The organism is Pyxidicoccus sp. MSG2, assembly GCF_026626705.1.
Taxonomy (GTDB): Bacteria; Myxococcota; Myxococcia; order Myxococcales; family Myxococcaceae; genus Myxococcus.
Map to the genome: position 1 here is coordinate 5,987,066 of NZ_JAPNKC010000001.1, position 22,722 is coordinate 6,009,787.

The window sequence follows — 22,722 nt, forward strand, 5'->3', positions numbered from 1 at the left end:
TCTACGCATTGCGCCGTGAAACAAATCCGAGGAGTCCCGGAGGGTTGTCCTGACTCGCGACGGAGGGGCGCCTGAAAATGCCGGTAGCTCGAGGCACTGTGCCTCGAGCTACCGGGTGCGGGTCGCCATGGTGCGAACGGCCCGCACGAATCCTGTGGTTGTTTGCTGGTCGGGTCGTCCGGCCGGGTGCCCTGGTCGAGCTCGTCCCGGTCCAGCGCGCCGTCCAGATCGCGGTCGATGCCGATGCGGACCTCGGACCTCTTGGGCACCACCGTGTACGTCAGTTCGCTGCCCGTGCGTCCCAGGGTCTGCGGAAGCGAAGCCGACACCGTCTCTGGGACCCGGTCTGACTGAAACTGGCCACTTCCGATCATCGTCACGTGGGTGAAGCCATCCACGGACACGGGCGCGTTGGGGTGCTCGCCGTTGGCGCCCACGGGGATGGACGCGGTCAGCCACCACGATGCACGTCAGCAGGGCCGCGAGGACCTGACGCACGAAACGCATGAGACGCTCCCTGGGACACCACCGGTCACACGCCCACCCCGTACCGCCAGCGCGACCGACTTCTCACAAAATACCGGATAATCCAGCAATTAAGGACCTTGAACACAAATCCCCGGCCACGGTTGCGGGGTGAGGGCGAAAAAGTGCGTGGGGTCGGTGTCACCCCGCGTGGGGGTCCGGGCCCCGGGTAGCCGTTGGCCCCGGGGCCGGAAGCACTCCAGAATCCGCGCCATGGCACCTGTCCCCAGCCCGTACCGCCGCGCGGTACCCCTTCTCCTCACCCTTTTCTGTGCCGTGGCGCCGGGCGCCCGTGCCGAGGTCGCCATCCAGCGCACCTTCCTGCGCCTGCCGTCGTCCAACGGCCACGGCGCCGTCATGCTGGACCTGGAGCAGAAGAAGGTGACGCACTTCCGCGAGCACCTCTTCGCCACCGAGGAGCCCATCATCGACGCGGTGGGCGCGGACGTCTTCGAGCGGGGCCAGCCGAAGGTGGTGCACTCGCGGGATTTGCTCTTCGACGCGTTCTTCGGCCTGCGCTCGGGCGGCACGCAGCGCTGGCTGAGCACGCAGGACGCCAACCTGGAGGCCAGCGGCTACGCGCCGTGGGCGCCGGGGAAGACGGCGGGCACGGGCGTGGCCACGCTGGTGCAGAAGGTGGGCACGCTGGAGGTGACGACGTACGTGTTCGCGCCCCAGTCGGTGCCGCACGCGTCCTTCGTCATGGCGCTGCGCGTGCGCAACACGGGCACGGCGGCGGTGACGGGGGTGAGCGCCTTCTCGCTCCACAACTTCCACCTGGGCTTCGGCCGGCCGGGCGTCATGGCGGAGACGGACGAGAATGGCGAGACGGTGGAGCTCACCGGCGACGTCTTCTCGGAGAAGGGCTTCGCGGGCGCGCTGGCGGCGCGGCCGCTGGGCGCGGTGGCGAAGAAGGCGGCATGGCTGTCGAGCGCCACGGGCTCGCAGAACGGCTTCAACGTGGTGAACGGCGGCGGCTCGCAGGACCTGCAGGACTTCACGGCGCAGCCGTCCGCGGGCACCGGTTGGGCCACGGCGTACCAGTTCAACCTCGGGGACATCGCCGCCGGGGCGGAGAAGTGGGCGGGCGTGGCCTTCGCGCACCACGCGAATCCGGAGGCCGGGGCCGTGGCGCGGCAGTGGCTTGCGGACTTCGCGGGCGCCACCGACGCGAAGACGCTGGTGGAGGCGGAACTGGCGCGGTGGGAGACCTTCCAGCGCGACACGGTGAAGGTGCCCGCGGGCGTGGCGACGGACGAGGAGTCGCTGGTGCGCCAGTCGGCGGTGGTGCTGCACATGGCGCAGGTGCGCGAGAGCGACGCCTTCCTGCGCGAGTGGCTGACGAAGGACGGTGAGGCGCGGCTCACGCGCTTCAAGGCGGCCAATGGCTCGCCGGTGACGCTGCCGGGCACGGTGCGGCACGCGGGCAAGGGAGCGGTGCTGGCCAGCCTTCCGCCGGGGCAGTGGACGTACGCGTGGATTCGCGACGGGGCGTATGCGGCGGCGGCCATGGCCACGCTGGGGATGCGGAGCGACGCGCGCGACGCGCTGGCGTACTACCTCAACGCGGACAGCGGCCGGTTCCGCGACTGGCGCGAACTGCAGTCGTACAACATGCCGCCGTACATCATCACCCTCACGCGCTACCACGGCTTCGGTGTGGAGGAGACGGACTTCAACGAGTCCGGCCCCAACCTGGAGTTCGACGGCTTCGGCCTCTTCCTCTGGTCGCTGCGGCACTACGAGCAGGTGACGGGAGACGCGTCGCTGGTGGACGAGTACTGGGCCACGGTGTCGACGAAGGTGGCGGACGCGCTGGTGGCGCTCATCGACCCGGACACGGGGCTCATCCGTCCGGACTCGTCCATCTGGGAGACGCACTGGAACGGGCGGCAGCGTGCGTGGGCGTACACCAGCCTGACGGCGGCGCGCGGCCTGTGTGACGCGGCGGTGCTGGCCGAGCGCAAGGGCGACGCGGACCGGGCGCTGCGCTACCGCAACGCGGGCAATGGCATCCGCCGCGCGCTGGCGGAGAAGCTGACGGACGCCAACTTCGCGCTGGGCTCGAACCTGGAGGAGTTGAAGACGGGCCGGGGCTACTGGGACTCGGCGGTGTTCGACGCGTTCGCCTTCGGCCTGTTCGACCCGAAGGGGAAGATTGCGACGGCCACGATGCGCGGGTTGGACCTGCGCCTGTCGTCACCGGCGGGCGCGGGCTGGCAGCGCAACGACGACCGGTATGACCACTCGGGCGGCGCGGACGTGAGCCCGTGGGGCAGCGAGTACGACAGCGCGGAGTGGGTCATCGTCAGCCTGCGCGGCGCGACGGCGAAGCGCCTGGCCGGAGACACGGCGCGGGCGGACCGGGTGCTGAACTGGGTGAAGGACCAGTCGCTGAAGAACTACCTCGCGGTGGCGGAGACGTACGACGAGAGCAACGGCACGTACAAGTTCAACGTCCCCATGGTGGGCTTCGGCGCGGGCGCCTACGCGCTGGCCCTGGCGCAGCGCGCGGAGGCGACGGCGGACCCGGCGTGCGGCGCGTACTTCGACGAGAGCACGCTGACGAAGGAGCCGGACGCGGGCACGCCGGACGCGGGCACGCAGGAGCCGGACGCGGGGACGCAGCGGCCGGATGCGGGCACGTCGACCGACGGTGACGTGGGCGGCGGCGGCTGCAACGCGACGGGCCCGGGGGCCCTGGCGATGTGGCTGGTGGTGGCGCTCGCGGGCGCCGTCCTGGCCCTGCGCCGCCGCGGGGCCTGAGCACCGCGCCAGGACAGCCCGGCCTCGAGGAGCGAGGCCGGGCCGGGTGGAACGTGGACGCGGGTTACTGCTGCCAGGCGTGTCCGGCCGGCAGCTCCCCCGGCCGGACGCCGGGTCGGTCAGGCCAGCCTTCAACGCCAGACGCGGAGTAGCGGATGGTGTACCAGCCACCCCAGTTCATGTTGCTGGCCCGGCGCTTGTAGACGGCGACATCCGTGAGTCCGTCACCGTCATAGTCACCTGTGACGGGGACGTCGTCGGGCTCGCCGATGGCGACGGAGTACGAAGTCCCATTCGAGCTGCGGCGGAGGGTGTAGTAGCCACCGCCGTCATTCGCCGGCCAGCGCGGGGTGTAGACACCGAAGTCGCTGAGGCCATCCCCGTCGTAGTCGCCAATGACAGGCAGGTCCCCCTCCTGTCCCATCGTCACCCACTGCCAGGCCTGGCTCGCGCTGCGCCAGACGGTGAACCACCCGCCCCAGTTGATGGAGCTCGTGCGGCGCTTGTACAGCGCGAAGTCGTCCTTGCCGTCCCCGTCGAAGTCCCCCACCACGGGACTGTCGTCGGGCTCGCCCACGGGGAAGGTCCGCAGGTCTCCGTGGAGGCTCGACTTCCACTGGAACTCTCCGTAGACGAGCCCTCCCACGCGGCTGTCGTACACGGCGCTGGTGTACCGGTGGTAGACGGCGAAGTCGGTGGTGCCGTCACCGTCGTAGTCCGCGGCGACCGGCACGTCTCCTGGCTGCCCGAGCGTGAACCAGCGCCATTCCTGGAGGTTGCTCAACCAGACGGAGAACCAGCCGCCCCAGTTCATGCTGCTGGAGCGCGCCTTGTGCAGCGCGAAGTCGGTGAAGCCGTCACCGTCGTAGTCTCCCGTCAGGGGGACATCATCGAGCTCCCCCGCTGGAAAGCGCATCAGCCTCGGCATGGAGCTGGCCTGGACCGTGAACAGGCCCGGCTCCGGCGGCGCGGGCGAGGTCCAGTACCAGGAGGGGTCCGAGATGCCGTCACCATCGAAGTCGTCCTTCTGATGGGACAGCGGCGAGTCCGTGTAGACGTGGACCTCCCAGGGCGCGAAGGCATCCGTCCACCCGCCTTGCGTGGAGCTATAGGCGAGTGTCCTCGGCCCCTCGAACAGGACGCGCACGCCCAGGGACGCGCGCCAGGTGCTGGGATGGATGAGCCCGGAGACGGGCTGCGCGGTCCGGTTGGCGACGATGAAGTAGTTGCGCGGACCGACGCGCCGGTGCAGGCCCTCGAGGCCGGACGGCAGCGTGAAGTTGCCTTGCTGGTCGGTCGAGCTCAGCGCCGGCTCCAGGTAGCGCAGCTGGCTGGCCACCCGCTTGATGTCATGCCAGGCCGTCGAGGACAGCTCGATGTCCTCCGTCCCCCACCAGGTGACGCCGCGAGCCCCGTGGATGACGGAGCTGAAGGCCATGAAGCGCTGCTCCGCGTACTCCGGACGGCGACCGCGCCGGTCGTCGAACCCCACCCCCCATGTGTAGCAGCACTCGTTGTAGCCCTGCCCCTGCAGCACCATGAAGATGGGGCCCGTGGGAGTGTGGGGCGCCTGGTCATCGTCGTCGTAGATGAACTTCATGGCGTCGACGGTGGTGCCCACGGCGTTGAGGTCCACGGTGGGAAAGGGCGGCGTCAGGTCATCCTCGTCACGGACGAAGTAGAGGGGGTAGGTGTCCTGGGACCAGGCATTCGCCGAGGCCTGCCACGCGCGGTACCGCGCCCGGGTGAAGTCGGGTCGGCCGGTCGGACCGCTGGCGGCGGCCTCCGTGGCGACGACGTGATGGGCCGGGTCGCGCGAGTTGACGAAGGCGCGGAAGCTCACCGCCTGCTCGAGGCTGGGGACGCGCGCGCGCTGACGATTCGTCTTCGGCCAGTCGATGCTGCCGTCCGGCAACCGCGCAATCTGCCCGGGCCCCTCCTTGTTCCATCCCATCTCATCGTGGGTGTCGTACGCGAGGAGGGCTTGCTTCCCCTTGACCTCTTGAATCTTCAGGTCCAGCGCGCTGCCCACGACATGCTGGGACGTTTCGCGCACCCAGTGCAGCTCGTGGCCCGGCTCGTCGGTGAGCTTCCAGTTCCAGGCCTCGGCGAGGGCGTGCACGCCGTGGAGCCCCATGCGGTCGAGGTCCGAACCCGTGAGCGACTGGAGGTCTGTCTTCACGGTGTTGATGCCCGACCACGCGAACTCCGCCAGGGCCTTGTCCGAGCGCTCCTGATTGGGATTCTCGGGGGCGCCAGGACTGGCGTATTTGGGGTAGTCGTACAGGCCGATGACAAAGAATGGCTTGCCCTCGTGCATCCAGCGTGGGCCTCGCGCCGGGTCTGTCGTGCCGGGCTCCGGGTCTGGAAGGAGGTCACACGTCGGAGGCGGCTCCGGTTGGGAGCAGAGCGATTCCGCGAGGGAGAGGCCGGGCTGGAGAAGGCAGAGCAGGGTCATGGCTCCGGCCATGACCCTCGAGTCGTTTCTCTTCACGTCATTGCATCCAGTCGAGATGGGCCATCGGGTGATGGCTGACTGCATGCTAATGCGCCCGGGGCTCCGTCGTGGGGGCCGGCTTCGTCCCCATGAACGCCGCATCCCCCATCGCCGAGGGTGACAGCCCGTGGTTGGACAGCCACTCGAGCGCCGTCTCCGCGACCTCCTTCCATCCGTGGTCGATGACCAGCGAGTGCCCCCTGTCAGGGAACACCTTGTAGTCATTCACGGTGGGCGCATTGCGATACAGCTTGTGCGCCGCGCGGCTGATGACCTCCGGGACGGTGTCGTCCCTCCCGCCGCCGATGATGAGCAGCGGGCCACGGCTCGGGTTGTTGACGTCCACCCGGGCCGCGGTCCCGGGGTTCAGGTTGGCCAGCGCTGCCTCAAACAGCGGGCGGGCGGGCGACGGAATCATGTGCTTCGCGTGCAGCGCATCGGACTCCTCCCGGGAGACGGTGCTCGCGAAGCCCCGGTGGAACTGGTCGGGTGTCAGGGCCACGGCGCGCTTGTAGTTGAGCGGGTTGCCGAGCACCGGCAGCGCGTTGCGGAGCTGGACGAGGGGCAGCGGGAGCACGCCCCGCATCTGCGCCGGGTCGATGGCCACGCTCCCCGCGGCAAGCCCCATCCCGAGCAGCTTCTGGACAATCAGGCCGCCGAAGGAGTGGCCAATCACAATCGGCTTCGTGCCGAGCGAGCGGATGACCTGTGCGTAGTGCTCCGTCACCTCGGCGATGCCCCGGTTGGCGACCCGCTCGGGATGCGCGCGTGCCTCGGCCGCGGTACCTGGCTCCCCGGGCCACCCCGGGTTCAGGGGCTCGTAGCCGACCGCACGGAACAGCTCCATCCAGGGCTTCCAGCTGTCGGCATGCATCCAGAGTCCGTGGACGAAGACGACGGTGGGGCGGGTCGCTGCCATGAGGTCCCTCCTTGTCATTGCCGGGCCCGGGAGAGTCCGGGCCCGGCGGGAAGATGCTACCGATTCCGTTGCACGGCAGCGCCACGGCCGGGTGAAGCACGCGAGCCGTGGCCCGTCCACCTCAGGGGTGACTGAGGGGGTTCGCCGCGTCGGTGCCCGCGGCCTGCTCGTCTCCGTCCAGGGACCCGTCGAGGTCCCGGTCCAGACCGATGCGCGCGCCCGAGCCCGGGGGCACGCAGGTATACGTCAGCGCCCCGTTGCCCAGGACGACGCCCAGCCGCAGGTCCGAGTCGGAGACGAGCGGCCACGCCTGCCGGTTGCCCTTGAACTTCCCGCTCCCGACATAGAGGAAGCCCATGTCCTGCCCGGCGACCCGTCCCTTCGCCACCAGCTCACACTCGCTGGCGTCCGCGCGCTGCCGCATCAGGTCGATGCGCGGGCTCGTCACGGACACGTTGCCCGAGGTGAGCGTCACCTGCTGCCCGACGATGGGCGCCAGGTTGCTCTCGAAGACGAGCATGTACTGCTCCATGTTCTTCTTCGCCGTGAAGCCCTCCGGCGTGTGCGGAATGCCGACGGGGTTGGTCAGGGCCAGGTCGAAGTCGCTCCCGAAGCGGAACAGCGTGGGAATGGTGCCGTCGCTGTTGAAGCCGAAGCCGCGCACCTGGTCGCCGAGGAAGGCATCCCCCGGCACCGTGCTGCCCGAGGTGAACGCCACGCCGAACATGCCAATCTTCTGGTACTGGTTGCGCAGGTGCGGCACCTTGGGGAACTGCCTGCCGGCGTCGAAGCCGGAGCGGCCGTCCGCTCCGAAGAAGCCCTTGAAGGGGCCCTCGCCCGGGTTGGCCGTCACGTCCACGGTGTGGCAGGACTGGCACGGCCCCTGGAAGTCGGTGGTGACGTTGACGAAGAAGTCGCGGCCCGCCTGCTGCGCCGGCGTCAGCGAGTTGTCCAGCTTGCGGATGGGGTTGGGCGGGTACATCACCTGGAGGATGAAGGTGGTGAACTTCTGCATCTCCTGCGGGGTGAGCTGCGAGCTGCGCCCGAGCAGGTCCATGAACGCCGGGTTGAACCGCTTGAAGGCCGCGTCCTCGTCGAAGGAGCCGCTGGCCGGCTGCGAGCTGGGCGCGGCGTCGCCGCCGTTCCGGTCTCCACGCCAGTGCATGGGGCCGTGGTTGGCCATGCCGCGCAGGCTCTGCGTCACCATGGGGCCCTTCAGCGGGTGGAAGGACGTGTCCTGCCCCAGCGTCGGGTCATCACCGAACTCGGGCAGCACCGGGACGATGGGGCTCGGGTTGAGCTTCACGGTGCCGTCCGGGTTGCCCAAATCCCAGGCCAGGCTGTCGAAGTCGCCGAAGATGTGGCAGCTCCCGCAGGACGAGTCGCCGTGGCTGGAGCTGCGCCGCGCGTCGTAGAGGAACGGGCGGCCCTCCACCACGCTCGCCGGCTCCGGGTTGAACATGGGCAGGTGGGCCACCTCCTGCTTCGTCGCGGTGTTGACCACGGAGATGGCGTTGTCGAAGCGCGTCAGCACGTAGAGACGCCCGCGCGCCTCGTCCAGCACCATGCCCGTGGGGCCGCCGCCGGTGAGCGGAATCTGGTTGGCCGTGTTGGGCACGAAGGTGTCCGACTCCAGCGCGGCGGTGGAGTACACGCCCAGCTTGGAGGAGCCGAACGCCGCGACGTACAGCGTGGCGCCGTTGGACGTCACCGCCATGCCCATCGGCTGCGCGAGGCTCTTCTCGCTCTCCGCGTTGGGCGCGGGCGCGCAGCAGACGCCGTAGTTGATGTGCTTGTTGAGGTGCCGGGGCGTGACGCCGCCCGCGCCCAGCACGGTGATGCGGCTCTCGTGCAGGTGCCCGCGGAGGCTGGTGCCGGCGAAGGTGCCGGGGCCCTCGAAGCGCAAGTCGTTCCGCGCCTCGGTGTTGCTGACGTAGACCTTCCCGCTCACCGGGTTGACGGCCATGTTGAACAGGACGGTGCCCACGCCGGAGTAGAAGCCCGCGGAGCCCGGGAGCTGCACGGGCGGGTTGGCGGTGGCGGAGATGGCGAACACGTCCTTGTCCGGCAGCGAGAAGCGCACCTGGTCCGTCCACGGGCGCCCCACCACGTCCAGCCAGTCCTGGCCGTTGTACTTGAGAATCATGGCGACCTCGGGTGCGGTCACGCCCTGGAAGTTGGTGTTGGGGCCAGGGTCGCCGCCCGCGGCCTCGCCGCCGTCGGGGATGATGCGCTCGGCGATCACGGTGGTGCGGTTGCCGGAGTGGAACGCCGCCGCGTAGACGCGCGAGCCATCCGGCGTCACCGCGAGCGCGCGGGGTGTGTCACTGAAGAGGGAGATGATGGTGAGCGGGTTGCCGCCCAGCGTGCTGCCCAGGTTCTCCGAGTCGAACACCCAGACGTCCGCGCGGCCGATGCCCGGCGTGGTGAGCTTCGGGTCGAACGGGGCATTCTGTCCCCGGTGCGCGGCGGTGATGAAGGCGCGCTTGCGGCCCGGGCCGGCGAAGACGATGTCGCGGGGCTCGTCACCCACGAGCAGCGTCCGCGTCACCGTGCCGTCGCTCCCATTCGCGTCGAGGCGCACGACGCTGACGCTGTCGGACAGGTGATTGACGACCCAGACCTCGTCGTTGCTCCGCGCCGCGACGGCGACGGGCTCCAGGCCCACGGGCACCGAGCCCTTGTGGACGAGGCCGCTGTTCTCCACCCGGAAGATTTCCAGGCGGTTGTCCGGCGTGTTGGCGGCGAAGAGCAGCTTCCCGTTGGGAGAGAGTGCGAGGGGCCGGACCTGACCGCTCTCGAAGAGGGCGAACGGCGCCGCTGACGCGGAGGTTCCTACCACGAGCACTGAAAGCAACAGCCCTGCGAGAACCGAACTACAGACGTCTCGACAATGATTAACGCAACGGGATTGCATAATTCCCCCTGAGGTGTCGGCCCCCGTACTCGTGTATGGGCGCGAGGATAGGGTGCTGTGGGGAATCAAACGCCCGTGCGGCGGTCGCTGTAAATGGGCGATAGCCAACAGTGAAGCGTCAATACCGCATACACTTTGCACATGACACGCAGTATCAACTGGCGGTGGTGGTTGGCCTCCTTGGCCTGGTGGGCCCTCTCGGGTCTGGCGGCCGCGAGCGAAGCGCACGATGTGGGAGGTGCCACCTGGGAGCACGCGCTGCTCACCTGGGGAAGCTCCAACGTCCTGTGGACGCCCATTACGATTGCCATCCTGTGGTTCGGGCTGCGCTTCCCGCTGGAGCGGCGGCATCTGACTTCACGCGTCGCGTTACATGTGGCCGGGGCGCTCGCGGTGTCGCTGTTCCGCGCGACGGTCATCTTCCTGACGGAGCCGTGGGTCGGCTGGTACAGCCAGCCTCCCGCCTTCCTCGACGTGCTCGCGCACGCGCTGCTCTACAACCCGTTCATCTACCTCACGATTCTCGGGGTGGCGCACGCCGTCTACTACGCCGACCAGGTCCGGCTGCGGGACACCCAGCTCGCCCGCGCGCAGCTGCATGTCCTGAAGGCTCAGCTCCATCCGCACTTCCTCTTCAACGCGCTCAATTCCATCTCCGCCCTGGTGCACCGCGACCCGCGCGGCAGTGAGCGGATGATTGCGCGGCTGAGCGCGCTGCTGCGTGGAACGCTCGATGCGGCCACCCGGGAGGAGGTCACCCTCCAGGACGAGCTGCGCACCCTGCAGCTCTACCTGGACATCCAGGGGGTGCGCTTCGCCGACCGGCTGACGGTGACGCAGGACATCGCGCCGGAGACGCTCGGTGCGCACGTCCCCCACCTCGTCCTCCAGCCCCTCGTGGAGAACGCCATCCAGCACGGCATCGCCCCGCGCTCCGCGCCGGGGACGGTGACGGTGGCCGCGCGCCGCGAGGGCCCCGCGCTCCTGTTGGAGGTGCGGGATGATGGTGTGGGCCTGAACGCCGCTCCTGCTCCCGCGCACGCGAGCAGTGGAAAGGGGCTGTGGATTACCCGCGAGCGCCTGCAGCAGCTCTACGGCACGGACCACCGGCTGGAGCTGCGGGACGCGGCTGGCGGGGGCGCCTCGGTGATGCTTGCCATTCCCTTCCGCACGGTGCCGTCCACATGACTCCGCGCACCCGGGTGTTGATTGTCGATGACGAGCCGCTCGCCCGAGAGCGCCTCAAGGACCTCCTGTCCGAGGAGGCCGACATGGAAGTCATTGGAGAGTGCCGGGACGGCCGCGAGGCCATTGCATCCATCGAGACGGCGCGTCCGGACCTGGTCTTCCTGGACGTGCAGATGCCCGCGCCCGACGGCTTCGGCGTCCTCCGCGCGGTGGCGCCCGAGAAGCTGCCCACCGTCGTCTTCGTCACGGCCCACCGCGACTTCGCGGTGCAGGCGTTCGAGGCCAACGCGCTCGACTATCTGCTCAAGCCGTTCGACCAGGAGCGCTTCCGCATGAGCCTCGCCCGGGCGCGGGAGCGGCGGCGTTCCCCGGCCACGGACCTGCTGGAGCGGCTCGAGTCGCTCTCGCTTCCCCGGCCCCCGGCGCAAGAGCGCTATGCGACGCGGCTCATCACCAAGGTGGGTTGGCGCATGCGCTTCCTGCGCGTCGAGGACATCGACTACCTGGAGGCGGAGGGGAACTACGTCTCCGTGCACCTGGGGAAGCAGTCGTACCTGGCCCGGGAGACGATGAGCGCGCTGGAGGAGAAGCTGGACCCCGCGAAGTTCATGCGGGTCCACCGCTCGCTCATCGTGCGGCTGGACCGCATCGACGAGGTGGAGCCGCTGCCACCGGGGGAGTACGTGCTGCTGCTGCGCGACGGCACGAAGCTGACCACCGGCCGGAGCTACCGGGCGCGGCTGCAACAGGCGCTTGATTTGCCCTCGTGAGGCGGGGCCGCAGGCGCGGCTCCACCGTTCGTCCCCGGACCTCCACCGTTCGTCACATCCGCGTCGACCCCTGAGCGGCGCGGGGCGACTGTCTCCTGACAACCCAGGAGGCCTCGCATACATCCGTCGCTCAAGCAGTGGTCCATGTCCCTCATCCTCGCCATGTCGTCGGCCACCGTGGCGTGCAATCCCCCCGAGCCCATTGTTCCGGATGAGGCGTGGGAGACGGGCGAAGCAACCCAGCCGCTGGGGCCCGCGGCCTGCGAGCCGGGAGGCAGCCTCTTCGCGCCCGGAGAGATTTCCCTGCCGGAGCGCTCGGAGTACCGGCTCTCCATCTCCGCGGACGGGCGGACGGCGTACTACCACGTCGACCACGAGGCGCCGCCGTACCAGACCCTCTACGTGACGCGTCTGGTGAATGGGCACTGGACTCCTGGTGAGGTGGCGCCGTTCTCGGGCACGTACCAGGACTCGGACCCGTTCATCTCCCCGGATGGCCGGTCGCTCTACTTCTCGTCCATCCGCCCGGTGGATGGCGTGCTGCGCGACGACACCGACCTCTACGTCGTACGCCGTGTCGGCAACGGATGGGGGCCGGCCGAGCACCTCGGGCCCAACGTCAACTCCGTGCGGCAGGAATTGTACGCGAGCGTGACGAACGACGGGACGCTGTACTTCGCGAGCGGCACGTTCGACTCGGACTTCGAAATCTACCGCTCGGTGCGCACGCGGACGGGCTACGCACCGGCGGAGAACCTGGGCCCTGGCGTGAACAGCCCGGACACCTGGGAGTACAACCCGTGGGTGTCTCCGGATGGGCGGCTGATGGTCTTCGCCACGCTCAACCGTCCGGATGGGTACGGGTTGGGTGACCTCTACGTGAGCTACAACCGCGGCGGCACGTGGTCGCAGGCCATCAACCTGGGCCCGGCGGTGAACACGGAGAAGGACGAGTTCCACCCCCTGGTGAGCCGGGACTTGCGCCAGCTCTACTTCGTGCGGCAGACGTGGAATCCGTTCGTCCCGTCCGACTTCTACCGCCTCGACACGTACTGCCTCTTCCGCTGAGCCGTGACGGCGGGGCGCCCACGCATGCGAAGGCGTGGGCGCCTTCCTTCACTACCAGGGGATGCTGCATGGAAGCGTCTTGTACACCACGGGCGAGGCCACGCCGTTCGCATCCACCGCGTAGGCCTCCACCTTGAGCGACCAGAGGTACTCCTCGCCGCGGACGGGGGCGCGCGGGCAGTAGAAGTGCTCGGGGCTGCTGCCCTGGTACCAGCCGCTCACGTAGACATTGCCGTTCCAGGACTGCGTCTCCGTGGTCTGCCAGTAGTAGGTGTAGGGCGCGGGGCCGCTGCTGACGGTGTTCGTGAACACGGTGTCGCCCGTGCTGATGTTGCGGGTGAACGTCAGAGAGGACGTGAGCGACTGCACGCTGCTGCCGTACTCGGGAGCAGTGCCTTCCTCCAGCGACGGCGCGCCGCACGCATACAGCGAGGCACTGACCACGACGAGGAGCGCCTGACGGGACACGAGCTTCAGCATGGTGGGTTCTCCTGAGGCACTTCGGGCACGGACGGCAGGGAGACCGCGCCCGCCCGTTTCAGCCGAGGCGGTCCCAGGTGCCGTCGTCCTTCAAGAGGAACACACCTCCGCTCTTGATGGAACACAGCCCCAGGTTTGCGGCGGAGAGGAGCATGCGGCAGGAGGTGTCCTCCACCTGCTCGTCGCTGTCATCCGCCAGGGCGGAGAGGACGCCCTCGCCCGTCAGCTTGAACACGCGGGAGTCCGTGCTGACGAAGACCTCACCCGCGTGCACGCACACGTCCCGGAGGTCCTCGTGCAGGCCCGTGTCGAGCGCCTCCCACCGGCCCCTCCGTCCCCGGACCAGCGTTCCCTCCTGGCCGACGATGTAGACGAGCCCCTCCTCGGTGAGGGTGACGGCGCCCAGCTGCGCCCGGGTCGGCGAGTCCTCACGGCTCCAGCCCTCGCCGGTGCGGACCCAGATTTCGCCCTTCCAGCCCACCGCGTAGATTTCGTTCGCTGAGCGGCCCGCGAGGCCGGTGAAGTGCACGACGCCGTCATCGACACCCGGCGCGGGGGCGCTCAGGTCGGTCCACCGTCCATCCACTTCCCGGCGCAGGACTTCCCGGCCCAGGCCGCACGCGTAGATGACGTTGTCGATGGTGGCGAGGTGGGTCATCCCGATGTGCCCGGGGATGCTCGACACCGACGCCGTCGACCCTTCCGCCGACGGGCGCAGTTCGCACACCGGGCCGCCCTCGCCCAGCGCCAGGACGCTCCAGGTGGACTCGCCCGGAGTGCGCGCGGCCGTCATGCTGAAGGTCGTCCAGTCCAGCCTCGTCTCGAGCGGGTGCCACTGCCCGTCGAGGTACAGGCTGAACACGCTCTGGGGCTTGCCGGCGGCCGCCAGGTGAAGGTCCTCCGCCGCGACGAGGAGCGGCCCGTCCCCGGCACCCACCACGCATCCGCCGATGAACCTGAAGCGCTCCGTATCCAAGTTGCACGCTCTCCGTCGGAGCACCGTAGAGGGCCGGACCTGGCCGGGCAAGCGGCCTGGCCCGCGGACTCCGGGCGCGGCTCCTCACCGCACGGCGGCGGCCAGCTCCAGCGTGTGAGGCTGTGCCACGGCGTCGTCCATCCGGAAGCCATCCGCCAGCCGCACCACGCGCCGGGCCCGCCGCATGACGCGCGGGTCGTGCGTGGAGAAGAGGAACGTGACGTGGTGCGTGCGGTTGAGCTCCTCCATCAGGTCCAGAATCTGCTCGCTCGTCACGGAGTCCAGGTTCGCCGTCGGCTCGTCCGCGAGGACGATTTGCGGCTGCGTCACCAGGGCGCGGGCAATGGCCACGCGCTGCCGCTGGCCGCCGGACAGCTCGTCGGGGCGGTGCTTCAGCACGTGGGACAGCCCCACGTCCTTCGCGATGCTCAGGGCCCGGGCACGCAGGGTGGAGCGCGGCTCGTCGCGGATGAGGCAGGGGAACTCGATGTTCTCCAGCACGTTCAGCACGGGGATGAGGTTGAACGCCTGGAAGATGAAGCCAATCTTCCGGTTGCGCAGCTCGGCGAGCTCGTTGAAGTCGCGGTCGCCAATCTCGCGTCCCTCCAGCTTGTAGGAGCCGTGCGTGGCCCGGTCCAGGCAGCCGATGATGTTGAGCAGCGTCGTCTTGCCCGAGCCCGACGGCCCCATCACCACGGTGAACTCGCCCTCCTCCACGTCCAGGTCCACGCCCCGGAGCGCCTCCACGGTGGTCTTCCCCAACTGGTAGCTCTTGTGGATGTCCCGCATCTCGACGATGGCCATGGTGTTCCTTTCGATTCGTTAGAAGAAGGCGCGAGCGCTCATCAGCGCGCGCCAGTCGGTGGAGGAGAGCGCCAGCTCTCCGTAGGTCCTGCTGCCCACCTCCACGCCGTTCAGCACGGGCAGTGGGATGTAGGCGGCGGCAGTGAGCGTCAGCCAGTCGCGGGCCGACCAGCTCAGGGACGGGCTGAGCTGCCCGGAGAAGTCCCCCAGGCTCAGCACCAGCGATGCGCCCGCCGTGAAGTCGTCGTGAATCTGCGGCTTGCTGTAGCTGACGAAGAGATAGTGCCGGCGCAGCGGGTCGAAGCTGTAGCGCTGCGGCGTCCCCGGGTCCGAGGACGCGCCCGCGCCGCCCAGCACGCCCGCGATGCTCCCGGCCAGCGCCGGATTGGCCCGTGCCAGCTCTCCCGCGGCAGCCAGCGTCTCCACGTAGCGGGCGAAGCCCGTTGAGTCCAACCCGTCCGCATGGAACGCGTACTCCGCTGACAGCATCGCGCTGTCCTCGAAGAGGTACCGCGCTCCCAGGAGCACCTGCGGCCGCAGCCGTCCGTCATGCAGGCGCGGGCGCGAGGCCAGCGCCACGTTCCGCGCCACGCAGTCCGCCAGCGCGTCCGCGTTGCCGGTACACGCGGGCTCCAACTCCAGCCGCGTGGAGCCCGTCTGGAGCAGCGCCTCGCCGTGGACCTCCAGCCCGCCGAAGACGTGCGAGACGGAAGCGCCGAGGCGGTGCTTGTGCGCGAAGGCGTCGTTGTAGAGGTGGGTGAAGGCGTAGACGAGGTTGAGGTCCGTGTCCGCCACCAGCGCATAGGCGCGCGCGGCCACCGCGTAGTGCGCCTCGTCGTCGCGGTCGTCCGCCACCAGGCCCTGCTGGGCCTCGGACGTGGGCTGGTCCGGGTAGACGAGCAGCGCCGTGGGCAGGCCCGCGTACTGCCGCAGCACCCTGGCCGCGCCCACGAGCGAGAAGGTGAAGCGGTCGAAGGGCATCTCCACCCGCGCCAGCCACGCGCCGGCCCGCTGGGACGCCGGGTCGGTGGGGTCCTTGGGCGGGTTGAGGAAGTCTGTCGGGTTCTGCGCCAGACCCGCGCCCCACACCACGCGCTTCTTGCCCACGGTGAGGCTCAGGTGCGGCGTCAGCGCCCAGTCGCCATACAGCTCGCTCACCACGATGGAGGGGCGGTACTCGGGCAGGTCTCTCTCCACGCCCTCGATGAGGCCGGCGCGCTGCCAGAAGAGGGACACGTCCGTGTTCAGGAAGGCTTCGGGAGTGAAGCGCAGCTTGAGCTGGAGGTTGCCCTCGGTGAGGTTCGTCAGCGCGGGCTGGCCCTCGCCGGGCAGCATGCGCTCGGAGAGGATGCGCGCGTAGGTGAAGCGGCTGTCGAGGTAGCCCGTCGTCGTCACCTCGAGCGAGTGAGACGACTCGGCCACGGGCGCGTCCTCGACAGGCGCCTGCGCGAGGAAGGCGGCGGTGAGCAGCGAAGGGAGCAGGGGCATCATGGCGCGCACTCGGGTGTTCAGCGGCCCAGGTCGTCGAGGACGAAGCGCCCGGTCGGCAGCGCGTCGCGCAGCTCGAAGCGGTCGAAGGTCAGCTCGCTGAAGCGCTGGGTGACAATCATGTTCCGCATGCGCACGCGGGACGGGCGGCGCAGCCCGCCGAAGTCGCGCACGTCGGTGAACTCGGCGGTGCGCAGCAGCTTGCCGCTCACCGTGTAGTACTCGCCCTTCAGCGGGAGGCCGTCCGCCTTGCCCAGCCACAGCTTGACGCGGTCATACGCGGCGTCTTCCGTCTTCGCGTGCAGCTCCAGCACCCACGCCTGCTCCTCCCCGGCGAGCAGCTTCGCGTCGTAGTCCCGCGTGTAGTTGGTGCGCAGCACGTCCGCGTTGTTGAAGTCACCGCCCTGGAACGAGTCACGGTTGGCGATGCGCAGCGCTCGCTTGAGGTTGGGCATGTAGACCCAGGAGTTGTCCCCCACGCGGAGGATTTCCTGCCCGCGCGAGGCGGCGGGCTCCTGGAACCAGGCGCGGAAGCGGTCCGTGCCGGACTTCATCACCTTCATCCGGTACGTCCGCGTGCTGCCGTCCTCGCGGTGGGCCGTCATCACCATGATGGCCTCGAAGCTCGCGGGCCCCATGACGGCGTCGTACTGGCGGAGCAGCTCCTCCGCGGACGGCGGCGCGGCGGAAGCGGAGGCGGAGAGTGGGAGCAATGACAGACACAGCAGGAGTGCGAGTGACTTCATGGGAGGTCTCCAGGCGAAGGAGGGCCGCGCTCACAGCGAGCGCAGCGCCTCGACGGGGTGCAGGCGCGCGGCGCGCAGCGCGGGGAACACGGCGGCCAGGACGGCGCCGAGCGTGGAGGTGAGCAGCACCGCCGCCAGCAGCCGCGGCGTGAGGGCGGGGATGATGGTGTACGGAGCGGTGCCGCCGGGCATGGCCATCTGGAACCCGCCCTGCGCGGCGGAGACGGCGACCTGCGCGAAGACGAGGCCGGCGCCGAGCACTCCGCCCAGCAGCGCCTGGAGCGCGGCCTCCAGCAGGAACAGCCCGCCCACCTGCCAGCGGCGGATGCCCACGGCCAGCATGGTGCCAATCTCGCGGGTGCGCTCCTTCACGCTCATCCACATGGCGTTGGCCACGCCGAAGACAGCCAGGATAATGCACACCCCGACGATGATGGTGAGCATGACCTGCTGGGTGCGGATGCGGTCCACGACGCCCGGGCGCAGGTCCGCCCAGGTGTGCACCTCGTACGTGTCCCCCAGCGCCTCTCGCAGCCTCGCCGCCACCGCGTCCACCTCGTCGCGGTCCTTCACCGCCACCACGTACTCGGTGACGCGTCCGTCCATGCGCAGCAGCCGCTGCGCTTCGGCGAGGGGCAGGGACAGCGTGCGCTTGGACTCCTGCGGGTTGAGGCTGATGACGGTGCCGACGAGGTCCAGGTCGAGCGCGTTCTCCTTGTTCTTCTGCGTGGTGGCCTGGAGGACCAGGGTCGCTCCGGGCTTCAGCTCCAGCGCGCTGGCCAGCTCCTGGCCCATCACCGCGCCCTGGGGCGCGTCCGCGCTCACGGGGCGGCCGTGCACCTCGCGGTGGGCCAGGGGCAGCACGTCCAGCTCGCGCGCGGGGTCCACGCCCTGGCCGACCACGAGCGTGGCGCGCGAGCCGTTCGACACCTGCCCGGAGAAGGCGATGCGCGGCATGACTGCTCGTACGCCGGGCACGGAGGCCAGCTTCGCCTCAAGCGCTATATCCTGCGGCAGGTCCAGCTTCAGCGGCTGGTTCTCCTTCAGGTCGAAGTAGCCGCGGCGGTGGACCTGGATGGCACCCACGCGCGCCTCGACGACGTCGTCGACGGCGGCGTTCTGCATGCCCTTGATGCGGGCGCCGAGGAACAGGCTCACGGCGACGCCGAAGAGGATGGCGCCGGTGGTGATGGCATTCCGGGCCTTGCTGCGGGTGAGGTTGCGAACGGCGAGCGTCAGCAGGGGTGACATGGCTTGGAGCTCCGGTGGGGCGCGGAAGAAGAGGGCCTTCAGTTGCCGGCGAGGGCCTGCACGGGACGCAGGCGGCTGGCGCGCCAGGCGGGGTAGAGCGAGAAGAGGGCCGCGCCCACGACGGCCACCGCGACGAGCAGGGCCAGCTCCCCGGGCGGCATCGCGGGGTGCACCTCGATGGGGATGACGCCCTTGGCCCCCATGGGGACGAAGGAGATGCCCTTGCGCCCCAGGTGCGCGACGACGGCCATGCCGACGAGCGCGCCACCGGCTCCCCCCAGGAGGCCCATCACCGCCGCCTCGGCGAGGAAGAGGGCCGCAATCCACGAGCGGCGCACACCCACGGCCATCATGGTGCCAATCTCGCGGGTGCGCTCCAGCACCGTCATCAGCGAGGTGTTGGCCACGCCCAGCAGCATCAGCACCAGGAACACCGTCGTCACGGTGGAGGACAGGGTGCCCATGCGGGCCATGGCGTCCTTCGCCACCGGGGCCACCTCGTCCCACGTGTGCACTTCGTATTCGGGGCCCAGCTCGGCGCGCAGGCGGCCGGCCACCTCGGGGGCACGGTCGAGGTCCTTCACTGACACGGCCAGCTCCGTGGCGCGGCCCTCCATGCGGAGCAGGCGCTGCGCCATCGCGAGCGACACCTGGCCGAAGCGCGCCTCGCCGGGGCCGAGCGCCAGCAGCGTGCCGCTCATCTTCGCGGCCTCCGCGTTGAGGGCGCCGTCGCGGTCCGCCGCGAGCAGCACGGCCTCCGTGCCCGGGTGCAGGCCCACGGCCGAGGACAGCGACTCGGCGAGCAGCAGGTCCGCGTCCTCCTTGAAGGTGGAGCCGGGCAGCCGGGTGAGCGCCCGCCGGGGGCACACCGCCTGCTCACGCTCCGGGTCCAGTCCCAGCGCGGTGAAGAAGAGGCTCTCGTCGCCCACGCTCATCGTGCCGGAGAATTGGAGCCGCGGGGCCACCGCCGTGACGCCCTCCACGTGACTCACGCGGGAGAGGAAGGCGTCGTCGGCGGGCACGTCGAGGGAGAGCGGCGTGGAGAGGACGTTCTTCACGTAGCCCGCGTGGTGCACCTGCACGGCGCCCGTGGCGGCGGTGACGAACTGCACCACGATGCCGCGCTTCATCCCGTTGACGAAGCCGTGGACGATGACGGTGATGCCCACGCCCACCACGAGGGCCGCGAGGGTGAGCGCGGTGCGGCGGCGGTTGCGCAGGACGTTCCTGCAGGCGACGGTGAAGAGGGTCCACATGGGCGGGGCGGCTCCGGCTGGGCGATTCGGCGGAGCGGCCCTTGAGCACGGCGCGTGCCAGGGCCTCTCTCGCTGGAGACGCAGCGTGGACGGCCCGTGAAGCTGTCAGGAGAGCCGGCGGAGGGGTGCCGGATTTCCTGACAGGTGGCCGGGAAGCGAGGGCCTCTCCTCTCGGGAAGGGCGGCCCTGGTGGGTGAGGCCCGGGACGTGCACCATGGGTCCCCGGAGGATGGCCTTGAGCACGAGCCCCACATCCGACACCGAGCTGGCGCTGCCCCCCGAAATCGAGAAGCTCATCACCCCGCGGGGGCTCCTGATGATGGGGCTTTCGCGCCTGGCCTTCGCCCTGGGGCTGTTCGTGGCGCTCGGCTTCGTCGTGCGCAGCGACATGGTGCTGTGGCGCAAGCTCATCCTGGGAGGCATCGCTGGCGGACTCGGGCTGGCGCTCTTCAGCTTCTCCATGACGGTGCTCGTGATGGGGTGGCCGCCCCACCGGAGGCGGCGAATGCTGGCCGAGCGCGTGGCCCAGCACCTGCGCGAGCAGCACCCCTGGGTGCTGCGGCCGGATGTCATGGTGAGTGACTACTGGAGGAAGTGGCAGCCCATGCAGTTCCCGGGCATCACCCAGCGCCGCACGTATGGGGCGCTGGCCGTGTTCCTGCTCCTCTCCTTCGGAGTCATCGTCGCGACGGGCGGCATCCTGAGTCCGGCGCTGCCGCTGCTCATCGTCTTCTGCCTCTTCATCGGCAGCATCATCCCGAAGCAGGCCACGCCTCCCTTCGTCTGGGGCGCGCTGGCGCTCGTCTGGGGGCTTGCCTGGGTGGCGACCCACGGCCTCGTTCCGGGCTACATCCCCGGGGTCTTCGGCGGGGATGCGCTGGTGCCCCAGTCGAAGGCGCTCGTGTATGCGCAGGCCGGCGCGTTCTCCCTCTTCTTGATGTGGAGCGTCTTCGGGGCCAATCGCTTCCAGGTGGTGTTCCTGAGCGCGGTGCAGAAGGCGCTGGATGCGCGCGACGAGGCGCTGCAGAGCCACACCGAGCACGCCGCCACCCTCACCGCGCTGTCGGGGGAGATTGCGCACGAGTTGAAGAACCCGCTGGCGAGCGTGAAGGGGCTGGCGACACTGATTGGCAGGGATTTGGAGGGCAAGCCCGCCGAGCGGCTCGCGGTGCTCCAGCGAGAGGTGGGGCGGATGGAGGAAATCCTGGAGGGCTTCCTCAACTTCTCCCGGCCGCTGCTTCCGTTGCACCAGGAGGAGCAGCCGCTGCGGCACCTGTGCGACTCGGTGGTGGCGCTCCACGAGGGGCTGGCCCGGGAGCACGAGGTGACGCTGACCGTCGTGGACGAGCAGGCCGTCTACGCGTGGTGTGATACGCGCAAGGTGAAGCAGGTGCTCATCAACCTCGTGCAGAACGCGCTCGACGCGAGCCCCGCGGGGGCCACCGTGGAGCTGGTGCTGCTCGGGGGAAGGGAGGCGCGGGTGGAGGTGAGGGATAGGGGGACGGGCTTGTCCGAGTCGGTGCGTGAGCGCCTCTTCGAGCCGGGTGTCACCACCAAGGCGCGAGGCTCCGGCCTGGGCCTGGCGCTGGCGCGCGGGCTGGTGCGGCAGCACGGCGGGGAGCTGACGCTGGAGGACCGCGAGGGCGGCGGGTGCGTGGCGGCGCTGACGCTCCCCGTGCGGCGGCCCGCGTCCAAGGTGGAAGGGGAGGCGGCATGACGGCGCGGGTGCTGGTGGTCGATGACGACGATGGAGTCCGCTACACGCTGCGCGGCATGTTCGAGGACGCGGGACTGGACGTGGAGGAGGCCGCGGACGGCGAGGCGGGCCTGGAGCGCCTGAAGCGCGGCGGGGTGGACCTCGTCGTCTCGGACCTGCGCATGCCGCGCATGGACGGGCTGGAGCTGCTGCGGCAGTCGCGCTCGCTCGTGCCGGTGCCGAAGGTCATCCTCGTCACTGCGCACGGCTCGGAGCGGCACGCGGTGGAGGCGATGAAGCTCGGTGCGCTGGACTACTTCCGCAAGCCCTTCGTCGTGGACGAGGTGCTGGCGGTGGTGCGCCGCGCGGTGGGCCTGGTCCGGCTGGAGGCGGAGAACGAGCGGCTGCAGGGCGAAGTCAACCTGCTCAAGTCGATGGTGTTCGCCTCGCAGGCGATGTCGCGGCTCGCGCTGCTCATCCAGCGCGTGGCCCCACGCGACGTGACGGTGCTGCTCACCGGAGAGAGCGGCACCGGCAAGGAGCGCGTGGTCGAAGCCCTGGTGCGGGCTTCGGCGCGCGCCGAGAAGCCCTTCGTGCGCTTCAACTGCGCGGCGCTCACTCCGGAGCTGGCCGAGGCGGAGCTGTTCGGCCACACCCGGGGCGCCTTCACCGGCGCGGTGCGCGCGCGCAACGGCCTGTTCCGCGAGGCGGACGGCGGCACGCTGTTCCTGGACGAGATTGGCGAGCTGGACGCGGCCACGCAGGCGAAGCTGCTGCGCGTCCTCCAGGAGGGCGAAGTCCGGCCCGTGGGCGAGGACCGGGCGTACCGCATCGACGTGCGCATCGTCGCCGCGACGCACAGAGACCTCGCGCAGCGGGTGGCCGCGGGGCTGTTCCGCGAGGACCTCTACTACCGCCTCAAGGTGGTGCACCTGCAAGTCCCGCCGCTTAGGCAGCGGCCGGAGGACATCCCCGTGCTGGCGCGGCACTTCCTGGGCCGCTTCGCCGAGCGCTTCGGCACCGCGCCAGTGGCCGTCACCCCGGAGCTGCTGGCGAGGCTCTCCGCCCACCCGTGGCCCGGCAACGTGCGCGAATTGGAGAATGCGCTGGAGAGCGCCGTGGCCCTGTCGCTGGACGGCACGCTCGACCTGTCGCTCTTGCCCGGCGGCACACCGGGCGGCGCGGAGCCGGCGGTACGGGCGGGGCTCAAGGAGCGCGTGGGTGCCTACGAGCGGGGGCTCATCGTGGCGGCGCTCGAAGGCGCGAAGGGCAACCGGAGCGAGGCGGCGCGGCTGCTCGACATCAGCCGCGCGACGCTGCACGACAAGCTGCGCAAGTACGGGCTCGCCGCTGGCGAGGAGGACGGCGATTGAGG

Annotated in this window: 16 protein-coding genes; 6 read left to right on the forward strand and 10 right to left on the reverse strand. The window is 69.9% G+C overall.

Annotated elements, in window-relative coordinates; genetic code table 11:
- The first annotated feature begins 738 nt into the window (after positions 1–738).
- Complete coding sequence (locus tag OV427_RS23435) at positions 739–3,291, forward strand: glycoside hydrolase family 15 protein (RefSeq protein ID WP_267858378.1); 2,553 nt, start codon at positions 739–741, stop codon at positions 3,289–3,291.
- 64 nt (positions 3,292–3,355) lie between these two features.
- Here OV427_RS23435 and OV427_RS23440 read toward each other — a convergent pair whose 3' ends face one another.
- From OV427_RS23440 to OV427_RS23450, 3 genes are all read right to left on the reverse strand, one after another.
- Positions 3,356–5,611, reverse strand: coding sequence for an FG-GAP repeat domain-containing protein (locus OV427_RS23440; protein WP_267858379.1), 2,256 nt, complete (start codon positions 5,609–5,611; stop codon positions 3,356–3,358).
- Positions 5,612–5,834: 223 nt separating this feature from the next.
- Positions 5,835–6,707, reverse strand: a complete 873-nt coding sequence (locus tag OV427_RS23445) for an alpha/beta hydrolase (RefSeq protein ID WP_267858380.1) — start codon at positions 6,705–6,707, stop codon at positions 5,835–5,837.
- Between the two features lie 121 nt (positions 6,708–6,828).
- On the reverse strand, positions 6,829–9,624 hold the full coding sequence (locus OV427_RS23450; RefSeq protein ID WP_267858381.1) for a YncE family protein: 2,796 nt from the start codon (positions 9,622–9,624) through the stop codon (positions 6,829–6,831).
- Positions 9,625–9,795: 171 nt separating this feature from the next.
- On the opposite strand from OV427_RS23450, the gene OV427_RS23455 reads away from it, so the two are divergent.
- From OV427_RS23455 to OV427_RS23465, 3 genes are all read left to right on the forward strand, one after another.
- Positions 9,796–10,812 carry a sensor histidine kinase gene (locus OV427_RS23455; RefSeq protein ID WP_267858382.1) on the forward strand — a complete coding sequence of 339 codons (1,017 nt, stop codon included), beginning with the start codon at positions 9,796–9,798 and terminating at the stop codon, positions 10,810–10,812.
- Positions 10,809–11,582 (forward strand): LytR/AlgR family response regulator transcription factor, encoded by a 774-nt coding sequence (locus OV427_RS23460; RefSeq protein WP_267858383.1) that lies wholly within the window; start codon positions 10,809–10,811, stop codon positions 11,580–11,582. The genes OV427_RS23455 and OV427_RS23460 overlap by 4 nt, the downstream gene beginning before the upstream one ends.
- A 144-nt stretch (positions 11,583–11,726) precedes the next feature.
- Positions 11,727–12,650, forward strand: a complete 924-nt coding sequence (locus OV427_RS23465) for a Xaa-Pro aminopeptidase (protein ID WP_267858384.1) — start codon at positions 11,727–11,729, stop codon at positions 12,648–12,650.
- A 51-nt stretch (positions 12,651–12,701) separates the two neighbouring features.
- On the opposite strand, the gene OV427_RS23470 is transcribed toward OV427_RS23465, so the two are convergent.
- The 7 genes from OV427_RS23470 to OV427_RS23500 all read right to left on the reverse strand — a co-directional run bounded on the left by OV427_RS23470 (position 12,702) and on the right by OV427_RS23500 (position 19,651).
- On the reverse strand, positions 12,702–13,130 hold the full coding sequence (locus OV427_RS23470) for a hypothetical protein (RefSeq protein ID WP_267858385.1): 429 nt from the start codon (positions 13,128–13,130) through the stop codon (positions 12,702–12,704).
- Between the two features lie 58 nt (positions 13,131–13,188).
- Positions 13,189–14,106 (reverse strand): hypothetical protein, encoded by a 918-nt coding sequence (locus OV427_RS23475; RefSeq protein ID WP_267858386.1) that lies wholly within the window; start codon positions 14,104–14,106, stop codon positions 13,189–13,191.
- Positions 14,107–14,190: 84 nt separating this feature from the next.
- Positions 14,191–14,910 (reverse strand): ABC transporter ATP-binding protein, encoded by a 720-nt coding sequence (locus OV427_RS23480; protein WP_267858387.1) that lies wholly within the window; start codon positions 14,908–14,910, stop codon positions 14,191–14,193.
- Between the two features lie 18 nt (positions 14,911–14,928).
- Complete coding sequence (locus OV427_RS23485) at positions 14,929–16,401, reverse strand: hypothetical protein (protein ID WP_267858388.1); 1,473 nt, start codon at positions 16,399–16,401, stop codon at positions 14,929–14,931.
- A 17-nt stretch (positions 16,402–16,418) separates the two neighbouring features.
- Positions 16,419–17,144 carry an outer membrane lipoprotein-sorting protein gene (locus OV427_RS23490; protein ID WP_267858389.1) on the reverse strand — a complete coding sequence of 242 codons (726 nt, stop codon included), beginning with the start codon at positions 17,142–17,144 and terminating at the stop codon, positions 16,419–16,421.
- Between the two features lie 30 nt (positions 17,145–17,174).
- A complete protein-coding gene (locus OV427_RS23495) occupies positions 17,175–18,395 on the reverse strand; it encodes an ABC transporter permease (protein WP_267858390.1) in 1,221 nt (406 codons plus the stop codon).
- Positions 18,396–18,433: 38 nt separating this feature from the next.
- A complete protein-coding gene (locus OV427_RS23500) occupies positions 18,434–19,651 on the reverse strand; it encodes an ABC transporter permease (protein ID WP_267858391.1) in 1,218 nt (405 codons plus the stop codon).
- 235 nt (positions 19,652–19,886) lie between these two features.
- Between OV427_RS23500 and OV427_RS23505 the strand changes: the two genes are divergently transcribed.
- Both OV427_RS23505 and OV427_RS23510 read left to right on the forward strand, forming a co-directional pair.
- A complete protein-coding gene (locus OV427_RS23505) occupies positions 19,887–21,368 on the forward strand; it encodes a sensor histidine kinase (protein WP_267858392.1) in 1,482 nt (493 codons plus the stop codon).
- Positions 21,365–22,720, forward strand: coding sequence for a sigma-54-dependent transcriptional regulator (locus OV427_RS23510; RefSeq protein WP_267858393.1), 1,356 nt, complete (start codon positions 21,365–21,367; stop codon positions 22,718–22,720). Before OV427_RS23505 ends, OV427_RS23510 begins: the two co-directional genes overlap by 4 nt.
- Positions 22,721–22,722: the final 2 nt, after the last annotated feature.

Bases quoted from the DNA above. Each gene is read 5' to 3' on its own strand.
- OV427_RS23460 (WP_267858383.1), top strand. From the start codon at position 10,809: ATGACTCCGCGCACCCGGGTGTTGATTGTCGATGACGAGCCGCTCGCC.
- OV427_RS23490 (WP_267858389.1), bottom strand. From the start codon at position 17,144: ATGAAGTCACTCGCACTCCTGCTGTGTCTGTCATTGCTCCCACTCTCC.
- OV427_RS23480 (WP_267858387.1), bottom strand. From the start codon at position 14,910: ATGGCCATCGTCGAGATGCGGGACATCCACAAGAGCTACCAGTTGGGG.
- OV427_RS23470 (WP_267858385.1), bottom strand. From the start codon at position 13,130: ATGCTGAAGCTCGTGTCCCGTCAGGCGCTCCTCGTCGTGGTCAGTGCC.
- OV427_RS23445 (WP_267858380.1), bottom strand. From the start codon at position 6,707: ATGGCAGCGACCCGCCCCACCGTCGTCTTCGTCCACGGACTCTGGATG.
- OV427_RS23500 (WP_267858391.1), bottom strand. From the start codon at position 19,651: ATGTGGACCCTCTTCACCGTCGCCTGCAGGAACGTCCTGCGCAACCGC.
- OV427_RS23510 (WP_267858393.1), top strand. From the start codon at position 21,365: ATGACGGCGCGGGTGCTGGTGGTCGATGACGACGATGGAGTCCGCTAC.
- OV427_RS23450 (WP_267858381.1), bottom strand. From the start codon at position 9,624: ATGCAATCCCGTTGCGTTAATCATTGTCGAGACGTCTGTAGTTCGGTT.
- OV427_RS23495 (WP_267858390.1), bottom strand. From the start codon at position 18,395: ATGTCACCCCTGCTGACGCTCGCCGTTCGCAACCTCACCCGCAGCAAG.
- OV427_RS23465 (WP_267858384.1), top strand. From the start codon at position 11,727: ATGTCCCTCATCCTCGCCATGTCGTCGGCCACCGTGGCGTGCAATCCC.
- OV427_RS23485 (WP_267858388.1), bottom strand. From the start codon at position 16,401: ATGATGCCCCTGCTCCCTTCGCTGCTCACCGCCGCCTTCCTCGCGCAG.
- OV427_RS23435 (WP_267858378.1), top strand. From the start codon at position 739: ATGGCACCTGTCCCCAGCCCGTACCGCCGCGCGGTACCCCTTCTCCTC.
- OV427_RS23440 (WP_267858379.1), bottom strand. From the start codon at position 5,611: ATGCACGAGGGCAAGCCATTCTTTGTCATCGGCCTGTACGACTACCCC.